Below are 16643 nucleotides of genomic sequence, written 5' to 3' on the forward strand. Positions count from 1 at the left end.
TCCCGCGTGTCACGACAGCTCCCGCAGTGCCTCGACGCGAAAGGGCCGGGCCATGGCGCCGCTCCCCCGCACAGGTCACCGACACACCGTCACCTCCCCGCTCCCCCGCACCCGTCGCGCCGCCGGGTGCACGGCGGCGGCCGCCCTGTCGGCCGCGCTGCTCGCCCTCGCGCTCCAGCCCGTACGGGCCGGGGCGGCCGGGCCGGCGGGGTTCGAGGAGCGCGTGCTGTTCGCGGCGGGCCGGGACGAGCCCGACGCCGGGGAGGAGGGCGAGACCGGGGAGGACGGTGGGAGCACCTACGCCTGCTTCCGCATCCCCGCGCTCGTGACCACGGCCCGCGGCACCGTGCTCGCTTTCGCCGAGGGCCGAAGACACAACTGCGGGGACGCCACCGACATCGACCTCGTCCTCAAGCGCTCCACCGACGGCGGCCGCACCTGGGGGCCGCTGCGGATCGTCGACGAGGGGCACGGCGACACCCACGGCAACCCGGCGCCCGTCGTCGACCGGCGCACCGGCCGGATCGTGGTCACGACGACCTACAACGCGGGCCGCCCGGACGCGGGCAACTGCGACGTCCCCTGCGACCGCACCCCGCACACGCAGTACAGCGACGACGACGGCTCGACCTGGTCGCGGCCGCGCGACATCACCGGGCAGATCCGGCCGCGCGGCTGGAACTCCTGGTACGCCACCGGCCCCGGCCACGGCATCCAGCTCGCCCGCGGGCCGCACCGCGGCCGCCTCGTCGTCGGGGTCAACGCCCAGAGCCACGACGGCACCCGGGTCACCGCCGCCCACGCCGCGCTCGCCCTCAGCGACGACGGGGGCGCGCACTGGCGGCTGGGCGCGGTGGACACCCACCGCATCGCACCCGACGGCACGTACGACCAGATGCCCTCCGAACTCACCCTCGCCGAGCGGAGCGACGGCGCGATCCACGTCAACGGCCGCGAACAGGGCGGCACCGACCTCGGCAACCGCGATGTCGCGGTCAGCCGCGACGGAGGGGAGACCTTCGAGCATCCCTTCCGCGCGCTGCCCGGCCTCTACGCCCCCATGGTGCAGGGAGCCGTCGTGCCGCTGCGCGACGGCCGCTGGCTGCTCTCCGCGCCCGCGGACCCCGACCGCCGCCGCGCGATGACCGTCCGCTCCTCCTACGACCAGGGGCGCACCTGGGAGAGCGTCGAACGCGGCAGGCGCGTCACCGCCGACTGGTCCGGCTATTCCGACCTGGCCGTCATCTCCCCCGGGACGGCCGGCCTGCTCTACGAGGCGGGCAAGGCCGACGCGAAGGACGAGATCCGCTTCGCCCGCTTCACGGAGGAGTGGCTGGGCCCGCGCCGCGGCCCCGACCCGACGACACCGGACCGGGCCCCTGGCGCGCCGGCCGCGTACGTCCTCGGCGGGGCCCGGCCTGTTGAGGGCCGCTTCGGCGGGGCGCTGTCGTTCGACGGCACGGACGACGCGGTGCGGCTGCCCTTCCGGCGGGAACTCCCGCTGGGAGAGCGGGACTTCACCGCGTCACTGTGGTTCCGGGCGCCGGCCTCCGCGCGCGGGGAGCAGCCGCTGCTGTGGATGGGCGGGGTCGGCGGCGCGCCCCAGGTGTCCCTGCGGAGCGACGCCCGGGGCGTCACCGGCTCCCTCACCGCGGTGACGGGCCCGGGCCCGGCCCACTCGGCGACGGCACGCCTGCCCGGCGCGTACCGCGACGGACGCTGGCACTTCGTGGCACTGCGCCGCGGGGGCGACCGCCTCACCCTCACGGTGGACGGGGCGACGGTGGGGGCGGGGGGTGCTGCCGGGTCGGTGAGCCGTACGTCCACGTTCGGCGTGCATGTGGGGCAACGGCCGGACGGTCGGGGGTATTTCCTGGGATCGATGGATGAAGTGCGGGTGTATGGGCGGGGGCTGACGGACGGCGAGCTTTCTCTCTTGCGGGGGTCGGATGGCGGGGTGGGGGCGCGGGGGCTCTTGGCTTGGCTGCCGCTGGATGGGCGGGCGGGGCGCTGACGCCTGCGGCGGGCTTTTCCCCCAGCCCCGCCCCTTCCTGAAACCTGGGCTACGCGCCCCGGACCCCAGCAACACGGCTTCGCCGCGTTGTCCTCAATCGCCGGACGGGCTGATTGTGCTGGCTACGGTCCGCACAATCAGCCCGTCGGGGGCACCTCCCAGCGGTAGCTGGGGGAGTTTGAGGACGCGCCCGAAGGGCGCTCCCGCCGCAGGCGTCACTCACACCCGCCCCGCCACCTCACGAACCACCGGATCACCCACCACCGCCGCCCTCGCGTACCGTTTCGAAAGCACCGCGCAAACCATCAACTGCATCTGATGGAAAAGCATCAACGGCAGCACAGCCAGACTCGCCTGCCCCCCGAAGAGCACCCCGGCCATGGGCAAGCCCCCCGCGAGGCTCTTCTTCGAGCCGCAGAAGATGATCGCGATCCGGTCCTCGCGGCTGAAGCCGAGGCGGCGGGAGCCATAGGTGGTGACGGTGAGCATGACGGCCAGCAGGACCGCTTCGACGCCGACCAGGGCCAGCAGGCGTACGGGAGTGACCTGGTGCCAGATGCCGCGGATGACGCCCTCGCTGAACGCCGCGTAGACGACGAGGAGGATCGAGCCCCGGTCGACGTAGCCCAGGACCTTCTTGTGGCGGACGAGGAAGCCGCTCACCCAGCGGCGCAGCAGCTGGCCGGCGAGGAAGGGGATCAGCAGCTGGGTGACGATCGAGAGCAGGGAGTGGGCGGAGAAGCCGCCGCCGCTGTTGCCCAGGAGCAGGGCCGCGAGGAGTGGGGTGAGGACGATGCCGACGATGCTGGAGAAGGAGCCCGCGCAGACCGCCGCCGCCACGTTGCCGCGCGCGATGGAGGTGAAGGCGATGGACGACTGGATGGTGGAGGGGACGAGGCACAGGAAGAGCAGTCCGGAGTGGAGCTGCGGGGTCAGGACGTAGGGGACGAGGCCGCGGGCGGCCAGGCCCAGCAGGGGGAAGAGCACGAACGTGCAGACCAGGACCGTGACGTGCAGCCGCCAGTGGCGCAGGCCGTCCATCGCCTCGCGGGTGGAGAGGCGGGCGCCGTAGAGGAAGAACAGGAGCGCGACCGCCCCCGTGGCGCTGCCGCCGGCGACCGGTGCGGCGGCGCCGCGAGCGGGGAGCAGGGCGGCGAGGAGCACCGTGCCGAGCAGGGCGGCTATGTAGGGGTCCACGGGCACGCGGGAGAGGAAGGCGGGGCGTCGCATGGCCCTCAGCCTGCCTCTGACCTGCGATATCGGGAACCCCGTTCACCGCACTGACTGTTATCACGGATGGCGATAGCCTGGCGGGGTGTTCGATCCCGTGCAGCTGCGTACGTTCCTGGCCGTCGCCCAGACCCTGAGCTTCACGCAGGCCGCGCGGCGGCTGGGGCTGCGGCAGTCGACGGTGAGCCAGCAGGTGCGCAGGCTGGAGGCGGCGGCCGGGCGGCAGCTGTTCGCGCGGGACACCCACGGGGTGGAGCTGACCGAGGACGGCGAGGCGATGCTCGGCTTCGCCCGGGCGATCCTGGAGGCGAACGAGCGCGCCGCGGGCTGGTTCGCGGGCACCCGGCTGCGCGGCCGGCTGCGGTTCGGGGCGTCGGAGGACTTCGTGCTGACCCGGCTGCCCGAGATCCTGGAGGGCTTCCGCGGCGACCACCCGGACGTGGATCTGGAGCTGACCGTGGACCTCTCCGGGACGCTGCACCAGCAGCTGGAGGCCGGGCGCTTCGATCTGGTGCTGGTCAAGCGGCACCCCGACGAGCCGCACGGGCGGCTGGTCTGGCGGGACCGGCTGGTGTGGATCGGCAGCGAGCGGCTGCGCCTGGACGCGCACCGGCCGCTGCCCCTCGTCGTCTTCCCGCCCCCCGCGGTGACCCGGGCCCGCGCCCTGGAGGTGCTGGAGCGGGACGGGCGCGCCTGGCGGGTGACGTGCACGAGCGGCAGCCTCAACGGCCTGGTGGCGGCGGCCCGCGCGGGGCTCGGCGTCATGGCCCACACGCAGGGCATGATCCCGCCGGGCCTGGTGCGGATCCCGGCCCGCGCGGGCCTGCCGGAGCTGGGCGGGATCGACGTGGTGCTCATGTACGGCCCGGGTGCCGCCGCGCGGGGCCCGGCGGAGGCGCTGGCCTCGGCGATCCTGGCCTCCGGCGACCGCCTCCAGACCCCGGGTCCGCCCGGCGGCGCGGGGTGATACCCGCCCCAGGGGTGGACGACAAGCGCAGACGCCGTGGGGATTCCGTGCCGGGACGGGGCAAGGCCGTACGGAAAAGGGTTCATGACCCACCCGGATCGGGTACGGTCACGGCGCTGCACGGAGCGTCACGAGAAAACAAGCAGGAGCTGGCCAGTTGCGCGAGTTCACGGTCCCACCGCTGGTGACGGCACCCCATGTCGGGGGACTGGCGGACGTCGTCTTCGACCGCGCGGCCGAGCACCCGGAGGAGGTCGCGCTCGCCCGCAAGGGCCCGGACGGCCGGTGGCGGGACGTGAGTGCCGCGACCTTCCGCGACGAGGTGCTGGCGCTGGCGAAGGGCCTGCTCGCGGAGGGGATCCGGTTCGGTGACCGGGTCGCCGTGATGTCCCGCACGCGCTACGAGTGGACGCTCTTCGACTTCGCCCTGTGGACGGTCGGCGCGCAGTCCGTGCCGCTGTATCCCACGTCCTCGCCCGAGCAGGTCGGCTGGATCCTGCGCGACGCGGACGTCAGCGCCTGCGTCGTCGAGCACGAGGACCACGCGATGACCGTCGGCTCCGTCGTCGACGGGCTGCCGCGCCTGACCCGGCTGTGGCAGCTGGACGCAGGCGCCGTCGAGGCGCTGACGGCCGCGGGCGAGCGGATCGAGGACGAGGTCGTGCACCGGCACCGGCTGGCGCTGACCGCCTCGACCCCGGCGACCGTCGTCTACACCTCCGGCACCACCGGCCGCCCCAAGGGCTGTGTGCTGACCCACGCCAATTTCATGGCGGAGGCCGACAACGTCGTGGAGCGCTACGCGGGCGTCTTCCGTTCCCGGCCGGGCGAGACGGCCGCCACCTTGCTCTTCCTTCCGCTGGCGCACGTCTTCGGGCGGATGGTGCAGGTCGCGGCGGTCCGCGGCGGGGTCAAGCTGGGCCACCAGCCCGAGCTGACGGCGGCGGCGCTGCTGCCGGACCTGCGGGCCTTCCAGCCGACGTTCGTGCTCGCCGTGCCGTATGTCTTCGAGAAGATCCTCGCGGCGGCCCGCCGCGCGGCGGAGTCCGAGGGGCGGGGCGGCGCCTTCGACAAGGCCGTCGACGTGGCGGTGCGGTACGCGCGGGCGCTGGAGGAACGGGCTTTCGGCACCGGACCGGGGCCGGGCGCCGGGCTGCGCGTGCAGCACCAGGTCTTCGACCGGCTCGTCTACGCCCGGGTGCGCGCGGCCCTGGGCGGCAGGGTGCGGTACGCGATGTCGGGCGGCTCGGCGATGGGCCGCGAGCTGGGGCTGTTCTTCGCGGGCGCGGGCGTGAGCGTCCTGGAGGGGTACGGCCTGACGGAGACCACGGGCGCCGCGACCGCCAACCCGCCGGAGCGGACCCGCTTCGGGACGGTGGGGCAGCCCGTGCCGGGCACGACCGTGCGCATCGCCGAGGACGGCGAGATCTGGCTGCGCGGCGGACAGGTCTTCGCCGGCTACCTCGGCGACGGGCGGGACACGGACGCGGTGCTGCGCGACGGCTGGTTCGCCACCGGGGACCTGGGCGCGCTCGACGCGGAGGGCTATCTGACCATCACCGGCCGGAAGAAGGAGATCCTGGTGACCTCGGGCGGCAAGAGCGTGTCACCGCTGCCGCTGGAGGACCGGGTGCGCTCGCACCCGCTGATATCCCACTGCGTCGTGGTCGGCGACGACCGCCCGTATGTGGCCGCGCTGGTCACCCTCGATCTGGAGGCGGTGGGGCACTGGCTGCGGCTGCGGGGCAAGCCGTGGCGGGAGCCGGCCGAGCTGGTGCGCGATCCGGAGCTGGAGGCCGAGGTGCGGCGGGCGGTGGTGGCGGCCAACACCCAGGTGTCCCAGGCGGAGTCGATACGCGCGTTCCGGATACTGTCCGCCCAGTTCACCGAGGAGCACGGGCTGCTGACGCCGTCGCTGAAGCTCAGGCGGCGGGCCGTCGAGCGGGCCTACTCCCGGGAGGTGGAGGCGCTCTACCAGGGATGACCTCACAGAGTGGCACGGGAACCGGGAATGCGGTTGCGTACATTCCGGTTGACGATGGACGTCACTGCACGACCGACGTAAGGATCCATGCTCGTGAGCAAGGTCCCCTCCATCCTCCTGAACAACGGCGTCGAGATGCCCCAGCTGGGCTACGGCGTATGGCAGGTGCCGGACGATCAGGCGTTCGATGCCGTCACCACCGCGCTGGAGACCGGCTACCGCAGTATCGACACCGCCGCGGTCTACGAGAACGAACGGGGCGTGGGCAAGGCCATCGCCGCGTCGGACCTCCCCCGCGGCGAGCTCTTCGTGACCACCAAGGTGTGGAACTCCGACCACGGCTACGACCCCACGCTGCGCGCCTTCGACGCGTCCCTGGAGCGGCTCGGCCTGGACTACGTGGACCTCTATCTCATCCACTGGCCCGTGCCGGCGCGGGACACCTTCGTGGACACCTACAAGGCCCTGGAGAAGCTCCAGGCCGACGGCCGGGCCAGGGCCATCGGCGTCTGCAACTTCCAGCCCGCCCACCTGGAGCGGCTGATCGCCGAGACCTCCGTGGTCCCCGCGGTGAACCAGATCGAGCTGCACCCGAACCTGGCGCAGTCCGAGCTGCGCGCCTACCACGCGCGCCATGGCATCGCCACGGAGGCGTGGTCCCCGCTCGGCCAGGGCAAGGGGCTGCTCTCCGACCCCGTCGTCGTCCGCCTCGCCGCCAAGCACGACCGGACCCCGGCCCAGATCGTGCTGCGCTGGCACCTCCAGCTGGGCAATGTGGTCATCCCCAAGTCCGTGACCCCTTCCCGGATCCGGGAGAACCTCGACGTCTTCGGCTTCGAGCTGGACGGCGAGGACCTGCGGGCACTCGCCGGGCTGGACAACGGCACCCGGCTCGGTCCGGATCCGGACGAGTTCGACCTCTGACGGACGGGCATGGATGAGCTCGGCGGTACCGGACAGAAGTCCGGGTGCGGAAACCGGCCGTACCACCGAGTCGAGGAGAGACGGTCATGACGACGAGCCCGTCCACAGCCACGTCCGGCGAGCAGGGCAGGACGGTCCAGCCCAGCACGCCCGGTGCCGACGCGCCGGCGGCCACCCGCGGCCGGACCACGATCGCCGACGGCGTCGTGGAGAAGATCGCGGGCCTGGCCGCCCGTGAGGTGCCGGGCGTGCACACCCTCGGCGGCGGGTTCGCCCGCACGCTGGGCGCCGTGCGCGAGCGGGTGCCCGGCGCGCGGTCGAACGTCACGCGCGGGGTGAAGGTCGAGGTCGGCGAGCGCCAGACGGCGGTCGACCTCGACATCGTGGTCGAGTACGGCGTTCCGATCACGGCGGTCGCGGGCGAGGTCCGCGAGAACGTCATCGCCGCGGTCGAGCGGATGACCGGCCTGGAAGTGGTCGAGGTCAACATAGCGGTGGTGGACGTCCGCCTGCCGGACGACGACGAGCCGCTGGAATCGGAGGCCAGGGTTCACTGACCCTTGCCCTGACCGGGCCGCGCGCCACGACACGGGCGCGCCGCAACACGGCTTCGCCGCGTTGTCCTCGCACGCCGGGCGGGCTGAATCCGCTGACTTACGGTCCGCGACAACCAGCCCGGCCGGCGTGCGAGGCCGCCCGCCGCGGGCGCCGTCCGGCCCGCGGCCGGAATCCGGCCGCCTACGGCCGCCGCGCCCCGTGCCCGGAGGCGATCGCCTCCACCCGCCGCGCCAGCTCCACGTCCAGACCCGTCACCTTCCCGCCCACGCTGTGGGTGTTCACGCTCAGACGAATCGTTTGGTAACCCAGCGTCAGATCCGAGTGATGCCCCAACTCCTCCTGGATCTGGGCGATGTGAATCACCATCGCCGCCGCCTGGAAGTGCCCTTCGAAGGAGTACGTGCGGCTGATCCGGTCACCGTCCGTCGTCCAGCCGGGCAGCTCCTGGAGGCGGTCCTCGACGTCCTTCTGCGAGAGCGGTTCGACGGCCATGAGGTATCCCCTTCGTCGCGGGTGCCGGTTACCCAAGCGTCCCACGGGACGGGGGCGGTTTCGCGTCAATGTGCGGGGCGACGCACAGCGAGTCCCCTGAAGCCTTCCGGGGTGCGGGTGACACCCATATGCTCCGGCGCCGGAAGTGACGGTTCACCGGTGGCAGGGGGCTGGGCACATGGGCGGAACGGGCAGCACACGCAGGGGTTTCATCGGTGGCGCGGCGGCGGTCGCCGCGGCGGCCGGAACCACCTCGCTCGCGGGCGGCCGGGCGGCCGCGGCCCCCCGCCGGAGACCCGGCGGGCAGAGCGTCGCGGTGCTCGGCGGCGGCGTCGCCGGACTGACCGCGGCCCATGAACTCGCCGAGCGCGGCTTCCAGGTGACGGTGTACGAGAAGAAGGCCCCCGGCGGCAAGGCCCGCAGCATGGACGTGCCGGGCAGCGCGCGGGGCAACCGCAGGCCCCTGCCCGCCGAGCACGGCTTCCGCTTCTTCCCCGGCTTCTACCGCAACCTCCCCGACACCATGCGCCGCATCCCCTTCCCCGGCAACCCGGGCGGCTGCCACGACAATCTCGTGCCGTCCTCCGAGGAGTTGTTCGCCCGGATCGGCCACGAGGACATCCGGCTGCCCTTCCACACTCTCGGCCGGCCACCCGCCGTCCTCACCCCGGACGCCCTGCGCCGCGCGCTCCTCGGCTTCTTCGACGCGTTCGGGAACATCCCGGCCGGCGAGCTGGTGTACTTCGCCGACCGGATGCTCGTCTGGTTCACCAGCTGTGAGCGGCGGCGGCTCGACGCGTGGGAGCGGATGCCCTGGTGGGAGTTCATCCGCGCCGCCCGTATGTCGCCGAACTACCAGCGGCTGCTGGCCATAGGCATCACCCGCAACATCGTGGCGACGAAGGCGGAGGTCGCCAGCACCCGGACCGTCTGCACCTGCGTGGAGGCGTTCCTCTTCAACGTGCTGGGCCGGGGCGCGGACGGCGAGCCCGACCGGGTGCTCAACGCCCCGACCGACGAGGCGTGGATAGACCCCTGGGTGAGCTGCCTGCGCTCGCTCGGTGTCACCTTCCGCATCGGCTGGACCGTGCGGGACCTCCGCCTCGACGGCGGCCGGATCGCCGAGGCCGTCGTCGAGGACCCTGCCGGGGTCCGGCGGCCGGTGACCGCCGATCACTTCGTCTCGGCCATGCCGGTGGAGCACGCCCGTACCACCTGGAACGCGCAAGTGCGCGCCGCCGAACCGCAGTTGGGCCGCTGCGACGCGCTGCGGACCGACTGGATGACGGGCATTCAATTCTATCTGACGGAGCCGGTACCCATCGTCCACGGCCACGTCAACCACATCGACTCCCCCTGGTCGATCACCTCCGTGGGGCAGGCGCAGTTCTGGTCCGGCCGGGACTTCCGCGCCGACTACGGTGACGGCGTCGCCGTCGACTGCCTGTCGGCGGATGTCTCCGAGTGGGACAAGCCCGGCATCCTCTACGGCAGGACCGCCAAGCAGTGCACGCGCGAGGAGGTCGCCCGCGAGGTGTGGGCGCAGATGAAGGCGGGGCTCAACGACACGGGGCGCACGGTGCTGAGCGACGCCTCCCTGCACTCGTGGTTCCTCGACCCGGCCGTGGAGATCGGCGGCCCGCGACCCGTCAACGACGAGCAGCTCCTCATCCACCCCGTGGGCACCTGGTTCAATCGCCCGCAGGCGCGAACCGCCATCCCCAACCTCTTCCTCTGCGGTGACTACATCGCCACCGATATCGACCTCGCCACGATGGAGGGGGCCAACGCGTCCGCCCGCGCGGCGGTCAACGCGCTGCTGGACGCGGTGGGGTCGGGAGCGGAGCGGTGCGCGGTGATCCCGCTGTACCGCGCGCCCGAGCTGGAGTTCTTCAGGGGGAACGACGAGGTGCGGTACGGCCTGGGGCTGCCGAACGCGCTGGACGTCGGATAGCCCACTGCGGCACCGCCCGCCGATTATTGACTGATCGTTCTGGATAGGTCTACGGTCGGACGCGTGGCCAGGACCAAGGAATTCGACCCGGACGCCGCCCTTCAGTCAGCCCTGGAGCTGTTCTGGCAGCGCGGTTACGAAGCGACGTCGCTGACGGATCTCGTCGAGCACCTCGGCATCGCGCGGGCGAGTCTCTACGCGACCTTCGGGAGCAAGCGCGAGCTCTATCTGAAGGCCCTGGAGCGCTACGGGGAGCAGGGTGACGTGCGGATCGTGGAAGAGCTGTCGCAGCCCGGTCCCGCGCTGCCCGCGGTGCGGGCCCTGGTGCGGCGCTTCGCCGACGAGGCCACCCGCGACGTCCTGCGGCGTGGCTGTTTCGTCACCAACACGGCCGTCGAGCTCGCGGCGCACGATGCGGCCGCGGCCCGCAGGGTCGGGGAGAGCTGGCACGCGCTGGAGACCGCGCTCGTCTCGGCGCTGATGCGGGCGAGGGCGCAGGGCGAGCTGCCCGCCGGGCGGGACCCGGTCGCGCTGGCCCGGATGCTGATGGTGCTCATGCAGGGGATGCGCGTGGTGGGCAAGGCGGACCCGGGGCCGGCCAGGCTGCGGGACGCGGCCGCGCAGGCGCTGTCCCTGCTGGACTGAGCGCGGCTCCCGCTCGGGGCCGGGCCCACCGCCGCCCTTATTCAAGACCGATCGTTCTTGTTCAAGCTTGTTTGAGAGAAACCGAGGGGTAGTCGTCATGACCGCACGCTTCACCGGCAGGACCGTTCTCGTCACCGGAGGCGGTACGGGCATCGGCCGGGCCATCGCGCTCGCCTTCGCCCAGGAGGGCGCGCGGCTCGTGGTCGCGGGCCGCAGGGCCGAGCCGCTGGCGGAAACCGTCGCGCTGGTGGAGAAGGAAGGGGGCGAGGCCCTCGCGGTCACCGCCGACGTGACCGTGTCCGCGGATGTCCAGGCACTGGTCGCGCGGACCGTCGAGCACTTCGGCGGCCTCGACGTGGCCGTCAACAACGTCGGTCTGTTCGTGCCGCCCGCCAAGGTCGCCGACATCTCCGAGGACGACTGGGACTCGGCGCTGACCACCAACGTCAAGGGCGTGTGGCTGTCGATGAAGCACGAGATCGGCCACATGCGGGCCCATGGCGGCGGCGCGATCGTGAACGTCTCGTCCAACCTCGGCGCCCATCTGCGCGTGGAGGGCCTCGGCGCGTACGCGACGAGCAAGGCGGCCGTCTCGGCGCTCACCCGCAACGCCGCACGGGACCACATCGGCGACGGGATCCGCATCAACGCGGTCAGCCCCGGCCCCGTCGACACCCCGATGTCCAGCCGCCCCGGCGAGTCCGCGGAGGACAAGGCGGAGCGGATGCGGCAGACCGTTCCGGCGGGGCGCGCGGGCGCCCCCGGCGAGATAGCGGCCGCGGTCCTCTACCTCGCGTCGGAGGAGGCCGGCTTCACCGTGGGTGCCGACCTCCTCCTCGACGGCGGTATCACCGCCTGACGGCCTCCGCGACCGGCTCGGCGGCTTCCGGCGCGTCCTCCTGGGGCGTGCCGGAGGCCGGGCGGCGGGCCGCGATCCACACGTACGCGAGGATGCCCGCGAAGAGGAACAGCACGCCCTGGTAGATCGCCGCGTAGCCCGCGCCGGCCACCAGCCAGAAGGAGAAGGCGAACGCGCCGAGGGCGAGCACCATGTCCCGCGCCAGCCGGCCCGTGCGGACCTTGTCGCGCTGCCCCGTCAGCAGGAAGTACACCTGCGCGGCCGCGGCCAGCAGATACGGCACGGTCGCGGAGAAGGTGGTGATCAGGACGAGGATCTCGAAGACGCCGCCCTCGCCGAGGGTGTAGTTGACGAGGGTCAGCAGCGAGGCCAGCACGGCGGCCGCGAGGACGCCCACCGTGGGCACCCCGCGGCGCTTCTTGCCGAAGGCCGCCGGGAAGAGGCCGTCCTTCGCCGCCGCGTACGGGGCCTGGGCGCTCATCAGCGTCCAGCCGTTGAGGGCACCCATGATCGAGATCACCGCGGCGGCCGCGATCAGCGTGCCGCCCCAGTGGCCGCCGAACATCGCGTTCACGGCGTCCGAGAACGGCGCGGTGGACTTCACGAGCTTGTCGTGCGGGACGGTGCCGAAGACGGACAGCGTGCCCAGCAGATAGACCACGGCCGCGCCGATGGTGCCGAGCACGCTCGCGCGCCCGACGTTGCGCTCCGGGTCGCGGACCTCGCCCGCGCTCATGGCGGCGGACTCCACGCCCACGTAGCTGTAGAGCAGGATCGCGGCCGACGCGGTCAGGCCGCCCACCCAGTCACCACCGCCCTCGGTGAAGGCGCCGAGGTTCGCGGGGTCGAAGTAGAAGAGGCCCACGACGGCGACGAACAGCATCGGGACGAACTTCAGCACGGTGGATATCAGCTGGATGGCGCCCACCCAGCGGGTGCCCGCGAGGTTGACCAGCGCGGGCAGCCAGAGGGCGGCCAGGGCCACGACGAGGTCGGTGCCCTTGGAGGAGGTGCCCCCGGTGAGCACATGGAAGTAGCCGACGCCGGCGACGGCCAGGGCGGCGTTGCTGACCCAGGTCATCGTCCAGTACGACCAGGCGGACAGGAACCCGGCGAAGTCGCCGAAGGCCGCGCGGGCGTAGACGTACGGTCCCCCGGTACGCGGATGGCGCTCGGCGAGCCGGCCGAAGACCAGGGCCAGCGCGATCGCGCCGATCGTGAGAACGCCGAACGCGAGCAGGCTGACCGTGCCGAACGGCGCGACGGAAGCGGGCAGCAGGAAAATGCCGCCACCGATGATGTTTCCCATCACCAGGGCGACCGCGGTCGGTAGGCCGAAACGGCGGCTGTTCTTGCCGTCGGTGTCGTGCATGAGGTGGTGCGCCTCTCGTCCTGCGGGCAGGTCGCGGATCTGTGCGACAGGACATGGTGACCGGAGGGTTGACCTCCGCAAAATCCGTGATTTTTGTCCCGCGGAGCGGCACCGCCGACCGCAAAAGGTGCTGCGAGGCCCCCCGCCCACCGTCATTCGTCCGCCGCCCCCGCCCGGGGGCGGCCGCGGGCACCCATGTGACCTGGGACACCGTGGCGGGCGCGGCGTCCCGCGAAGCGTGGCGGACGGCGGACGGGACCGCCCCCGTCCACGGCAACGCCGACCCCTGCGGCTGGACGCGTCCTCGCCGGGTGGCGCACCTCGCGCGGGCGCGGCTCCAGCGCTGAACTCGGGTGTCGGCCAAGGGAGAAGAGTGCTTGCCGTGGCATCCGGGGCGGGGGCCCTGGGCAGGATGCGGGCATGACCTCGCTTCGTACGCCCCGACTGACGCTGCGCCGCTGGCGCGAGGACGACCTGGAGCCGATGGCGGCCATCAACGCCGATCCGGAGGTGATGCGGTGCGTCGTGGACGGCTCCGTGCGGGACCGTGAGCAGACCGCCGAGGTGATCGCGCGGTGGGAGCGGGAGTGGGACGAGCGAGGGGTGGGCCTCTTCGCGGTGGAGGTGCGGGAGACGGGGCGCCTGGCCGGGTTCACGGGGCTGACCGTGCCGGACTATCTGCCCGAGATCCTGCCCGCCGTGGAGATCGACTGGCGTCTGGGCCGCCCCTTCTGGGGCCGGGGCATCGCGACCGAGGCGGCGCGGGCCGTGCTGCACTTCGCCCTGCGGGACCGGGGGCTCGCCCGGGTGGTGGGCGTGCACCAGGTCGGCAACGACGCCTCGGAGGCGGTCATGCGGAAGCTGGGCATGCGCCGGGAGCGCGAGACGGTCGCACCGGCGTCGGGGGCGCCGGTACGGGTCCATGTGCTGGAGGCGTGACGGCAGGGGCCCGCTGCCGGGCGGCTAAAGCACCCGGCTCCCCCCGATCGGCAGGTCCCACAGGTCTTCCCTGGGGCGCCCCGTCGACTCCCACGCCGCGCGGACCCTGTGCAGCGGTTCCAGCGGGGGTTCCGCGGAGAGGACGAACGTCGACCAGTGCATGGGCGCCATCGCCCGCGCGCCCAGGTCGCCGCAGGCGCGTACGGCCTCCTCCGGGTCGGTGTGGACGGGGCCGAGCATCCAGCGCGGGTCGTACGCGCCGATGGGCAGCAGGGCGACGTCGATGCCGTCGTAGCGGCGGCCGATGGCCTCGAACCAGTGGCCGTACCCGGTGTCGCCCGCGAAGTAGACCCGGTGCCCGCCGGGGGAGGTGAGCACCCAGCCGCCCCACAGGGAGCGGCAGGTGTCGGTGAGGGTGCGCTTGCTCCAGTGGTGGGCGGGGACGAAGTCACAGCGGACCGGGCCCGCCGGGCCGGGCAGTTCGACGGATTCCCACCAGTCGAGCTCGGTGACGTGGGTGAAGCGGCGCCGCCGCGCCCAGCGGCCGAGGCCCGCCGGGAGGAGCAGGGGCGTGTCGCGGGGCAGGCGCTTGAGGGTGGGGGCGTCGAGGTGGTCGTAGTGGTTGTGGCTGATCAGGACCGCGTCCACGGCGGGGAGATCCTCCCAGCGGACGCCGACGGGGGTGAGCCGGGCGGGCGTGCCGAGGATCTTGCGGGACCAGACGGGGTCGGTGAGGACCGTCAGGCCGCCGACGCGCAGCACCCAGCTGGCGTGCCCGGCCCAGGTGACGGCGGTGGTCGTGGCGTCGACGACGGGCAGCGGGCCGAGCTCGACCGGCAGGGCGGGGACCTGCCCGAGGGCGGCGGGGTCGGGCCGCAGTCTGCGCTCGCGGGCGAGCCGGGCGAGGGCGCGGATCCCGGGCAGCGGGGTGGTGAGGCGGTGGGCGAAGGACCGCGGCCAGAGGCGGTTCTCGCCGAGAGGGCGGGGCCGGGGCCGGGTGAGGGAGTCGGGGGGCTCGGTGAGGGAGCGCTCGGTCTGTTCGGTCATCGAGAGGGCTCCATTCCATGGGGAACCGTTGTGGTGCCGCGCGCGGCCGGCCTCGGGGGCGGCGGCCCGGCGGGCGCTGGAGGCTCGGTACGCACGGTCGGCATCGACGGTAGGTCAGCCGTCGGCGAGTGCGCCGAAGACCGAGCCGAATTCGGTCAGCGCCGCCCGGACGCCGGGCAGGGCCAGCGGGTCCGGCGCGGCCAGGGCGCGCTGCCGTTCGGCCTCGGTGGTGCCGAGGAGGGGTGGCGTGGACAGCCGGACCCGGAGGTCGTCGGGGGCGTCCCCGAAGCGGTGGCCGCCGGGGACGGGCCGGCCGAGCGCGGCGCTGAGGTGGGCCTCCAGTTCGACGGAGTCGGTGATGGCGCGGGCGGCGAGGGCGGTGCGGAGCTCGCCGAGGTCGGCGTAGAGATACGGGCCGGTCTGCGGCGGACGGCTGAGCACCCCGGCGATGGCGAGCCGTTCGCGGGCGGCGGCGCCGAGGGTGCCGTAGAGCCGGGCGGCGGCGGCCGTCCGGGCGCGTACGGGCCCGGGTTCGGCCAGGGCGTAGGCGGCGGCCGCGGCGACGGGGGGCGCCAGTTCGGCGCCTACGGCGGCGAGCACCGAGGTGACCCGGGCCCGCAGGACGGGGCCGCGGCCGCCGGCGGGGAAGCGGGCCACGGCGGCGGGCCAGGCGGCGGGGGTGAGGGCCCCGGCGAGGTCGGTGAGCACGACGACGTGCTCGGGCCACATCTCGGCGGGGCCGAGGAAGACGGTCCCGCCCCGGTGGTGGCGCGTGTCGCGCCAGGTCTCGTCACTGACGACGGTCATGTCCTCGGCGACCGCGGCCTCGCAGACCTCGTGCAGGATCTCGGGCGGGGCGATGGTGCCGGTCGGGTCGTCGGCGGCGGACAGGACGAGCAGCCGCGGCCTGCCGCCCTCGTCACGGATCCGGCGCACCGTCTCCAGCAGCGCGAACGGATCGGGGACGCCGCCGCACTCGGCCGGCACCGGCACGTGGAAGGCGGGGCGCCCGGCGAGCCGGACGAGCGGCAGATACCACGCGGCGCAGGGGCGGGTGAGGAGGACGTCGCCGCCCGCCGCGGCGAGCAGGGCGAGCAGCAGCGGGGGGCCGCCGGGGGCGGCGACGACCTGGTCCGGTCCGGTGGGCAGGCCGCGCCGGGACCAGTAGCCGCAGGCGGCGGCGCGCAGTGCGGGACCGCCGCCGAGAGGTTCGGGCTCGCTGCGGGCGGCGGCCTCGGCGAGGTGGGCGGCGAGCTCGGGGAGTACGGGGAGCCCGCGTTCGGGGGCGGTGACGGCCGGGAGCGCCGGAAGGCTCGCCTGCATCCGTACCTCCGCCCGCCTCGGCTCCGCGACCACCTTGGCTCTGCGACCACCTTGGCAGATCCCGGGCATGCGGGCGGCTCGACACGGGCTGCGCGGGTGACTCCCGGCGGCGTTTTTTGTTCCCCACCCCGCCCCTTCCCGAAACCGGGGAGACCCCGGACCCCAGCGGCCTGCGGCCGCGTCCTCAGACGCCGGACGGGCTGGTTTTCCAGCCCGTCCGGCGTCTGAGGACAACGCGCGAAGCGTGTTGCCGGGGGTCTGGGGGCTTGTCCCCGGTTTTGGGAAGGGGCGGGGTGGGGAAAAAGCCCGCCGCAGGCGCAAGCAACCCGCACCCG

Annotated in this window: 14 protein-coding genes; 9 read left to right on the top strand and 5 right to left on the bottom strand. The window is 73.5% G+C overall.

Going from position 1 to position 16643, the window contains the following annotated elements:
• Positions 1-52: 52 nt before the first annotated feature.
• The gene (locus ACH427_RS02645; RefSeq protein ID WP_398867532.1) at positions 53-2014 is read left to right on the top strand and encodes an exo-alpha-sialidase; all 1962 of its coding nucleotides are present in this window, start codon (positions 53-55) and stop codon (positions 2012-2014) included.
• Positions 2015-2233: 219 nt separating this feature from the next.
• Here ACH427_RS02645 and ACH427_RS02650 read toward each other — a convergent pair whose 3' ends face one another.
• Complete coding sequence (locus ACH427_RS02650) at positions 2234-3244, bottom strand: bile acid:sodium symporter family protein (protein ID WP_398867533.1); 1011 nt, start codon at positions 3242-3244, stop codon at positions 2234-2236.
• Between the two features lie 85 nt (positions 3245-3329).
• Here ACH427_RS02650 and ACH427_RS02655 point away from each other — a divergent pair, with 85 nt between their 5' ends.
• The 4 genes from ACH427_RS02655 to ACH427_RS02670 all read left to right on the top strand — a co-directional run bounded on the left by ACH427_RS02655 (position 3330) and on the right by ACH427_RS02670 (position 7676).
• A complete protein-coding gene (locus tag ACH427_RS02655; RefSeq protein WP_398867534.1) occupies positions 3330-4211 on the top strand; it encodes a LysR family transcriptional regulator in 882 nt (293 codons plus the stop codon).
• 157 nt (positions 4212-4368) lie between these two features.
• The gene (locus ACH427_RS02660; RefSeq protein ID WP_398867535.1) at positions 4369-6195 is read left to right on the top strand and encodes an AMP-dependent synthetase/ligase; all 1827 of its coding nucleotides are present in this window, start codon (positions 4369-4371) and stop codon (positions 6193-6195) included.
• A 93-nt stretch (positions 6196-6288) separates the two neighbouring features.
• A complete protein-coding gene (locus tag ACH427_RS02665) occupies positions 6289-7119 on the top strand; it encodes an aldo/keto reductase (RefSeq protein ID WP_398867536.1) in 831 nt (276 codons plus the stop codon).
• An 86-nt stretch (positions 7120-7205) separates the two neighbouring features.
• Positions 7206-7676 (top strand): Asp23/Gls24 family envelope stress response protein, encoded by a 471-nt coding sequence (locus ACH427_RS02670; RefSeq protein ID WP_398867537.1) that lies wholly within the window; start codon positions 7206-7208, stop codon positions 7674-7676.
• A 181-nt stretch (positions 7677-7857) separates the two neighbouring features.
• On the opposite strand, the gene ACH427_RS02675 is transcribed toward ACH427_RS02670, so the two are convergent.
• On the bottom strand, positions 7858-8169 hold the full coding sequence (locus tag ACH427_RS02675; protein ID WP_398867538.1) for a 4a-hydroxytetrahydrobiopterin dehydratase: 312 nt from the start codon (positions 8167-8169) through the stop codon (positions 7858-7860).
• Between the two features lie 178 nt (positions 8170-8347).
• On the opposite strand from ACH427_RS02675, the gene ACH427_RS02680 reads away from it, so the two are divergent.
• The 3 genes from ACH427_RS02680 to ACH427_RS02690 all read left to right on the top strand — a co-directional run bounded on the left by ACH427_RS02680 (position 8348) and on the right by ACH427_RS02690 (position 11627).
• Positions 8348-10123 (top strand): FAD-dependent oxidoreductase, encoded by a 1776-nt coding sequence (locus tag ACH427_RS02680; RefSeq protein ID WP_398867539.1) that lies wholly within the window; start codon positions 8348-8350, stop codon positions 10121-10123.
• 63 nt (positions 10124-10186) lie between these two features.
• Complete coding sequence (locus tag ACH427_RS02685; protein WP_398867540.1) at positions 10187-10768, top strand: TetR/AcrR family transcriptional regulator; 582 nt, start codon at positions 10187-10189, stop codon at positions 10766-10768.
• Positions 10769-10865: 97 nt separating this feature from the next.
• Entirely contained in the window at positions 10866-11627 is a 762-nt protein-coding gene (locus ACH427_RS02690; RefSeq protein WP_398867541.1) for an SDR family NAD(P)-dependent oxidoreductase, read from the top strand.
• On the opposite strand, the gene ACH427_RS02695 is transcribed toward ACH427_RS02690, so the two are convergent.
• A complete protein-coding gene (locus ACH427_RS02695; protein WP_398867542.1) occupies positions 11617-12999 on the bottom strand; it encodes an amino acid permease in 1383 nt (460 codons plus the stop codon). The two genes, ACH427_RS02690 and ACH427_RS02695, sit on opposite strands and share 11 nt — an antisense overlap.
• A 420-nt stretch (positions 13000-13419) precedes the next feature.
• Here ACH427_RS02695 and ACH427_RS02700 point away from each other — a divergent pair, with 420 nt between their 5' ends.
• Complete coding sequence (locus ACH427_RS02700) at positions 13420-13938, top strand: GNAT family N-acetyltransferase (protein WP_398867543.1); 519 nt, start codon at positions 13420-13422, stop codon at positions 13936-13938.
• 24 nt (positions 13939-13962) lie between these two features.
• Here ACH427_RS02700 and ACH427_RS02705 read toward each other — a convergent pair whose 3' ends face one another.
• On the bottom strand, positions 13963-14985 hold the full coding sequence (locus ACH427_RS02705; protein WP_398867544.1) for an MBL fold metallo-hydrolase: 1023 nt from the start codon (positions 14983-14985) through the stop codon (positions 13963-13965).
• 114 nt (positions 14986-15099) lie between these two features.
• Positions 15100-16308: an aminotransferase class I/II-fold pyridoxal phosphate-dependent enzyme gene (locus ACH427_RS02710; RefSeq protein ID WP_398867545.1), complete on the bottom strand. Its 1209-nt coding sequence runs from the start codon at positions 16306-16308 to the stop codon at positions 15100-15102.
• Between the last annotated feature and the right edge of the window lie 335 nt (positions 16309-16643).

The organism is Streptomyces sp. NPDC020379 (genome assembly GCF_044387105.1).
In the GTDB taxonomy this organism is placed as follows: domain Bacteria; phylum Actinomycetota; class Actinomycetes; order Streptomycetales; family Streptomycetaceae; genus Streptomyces.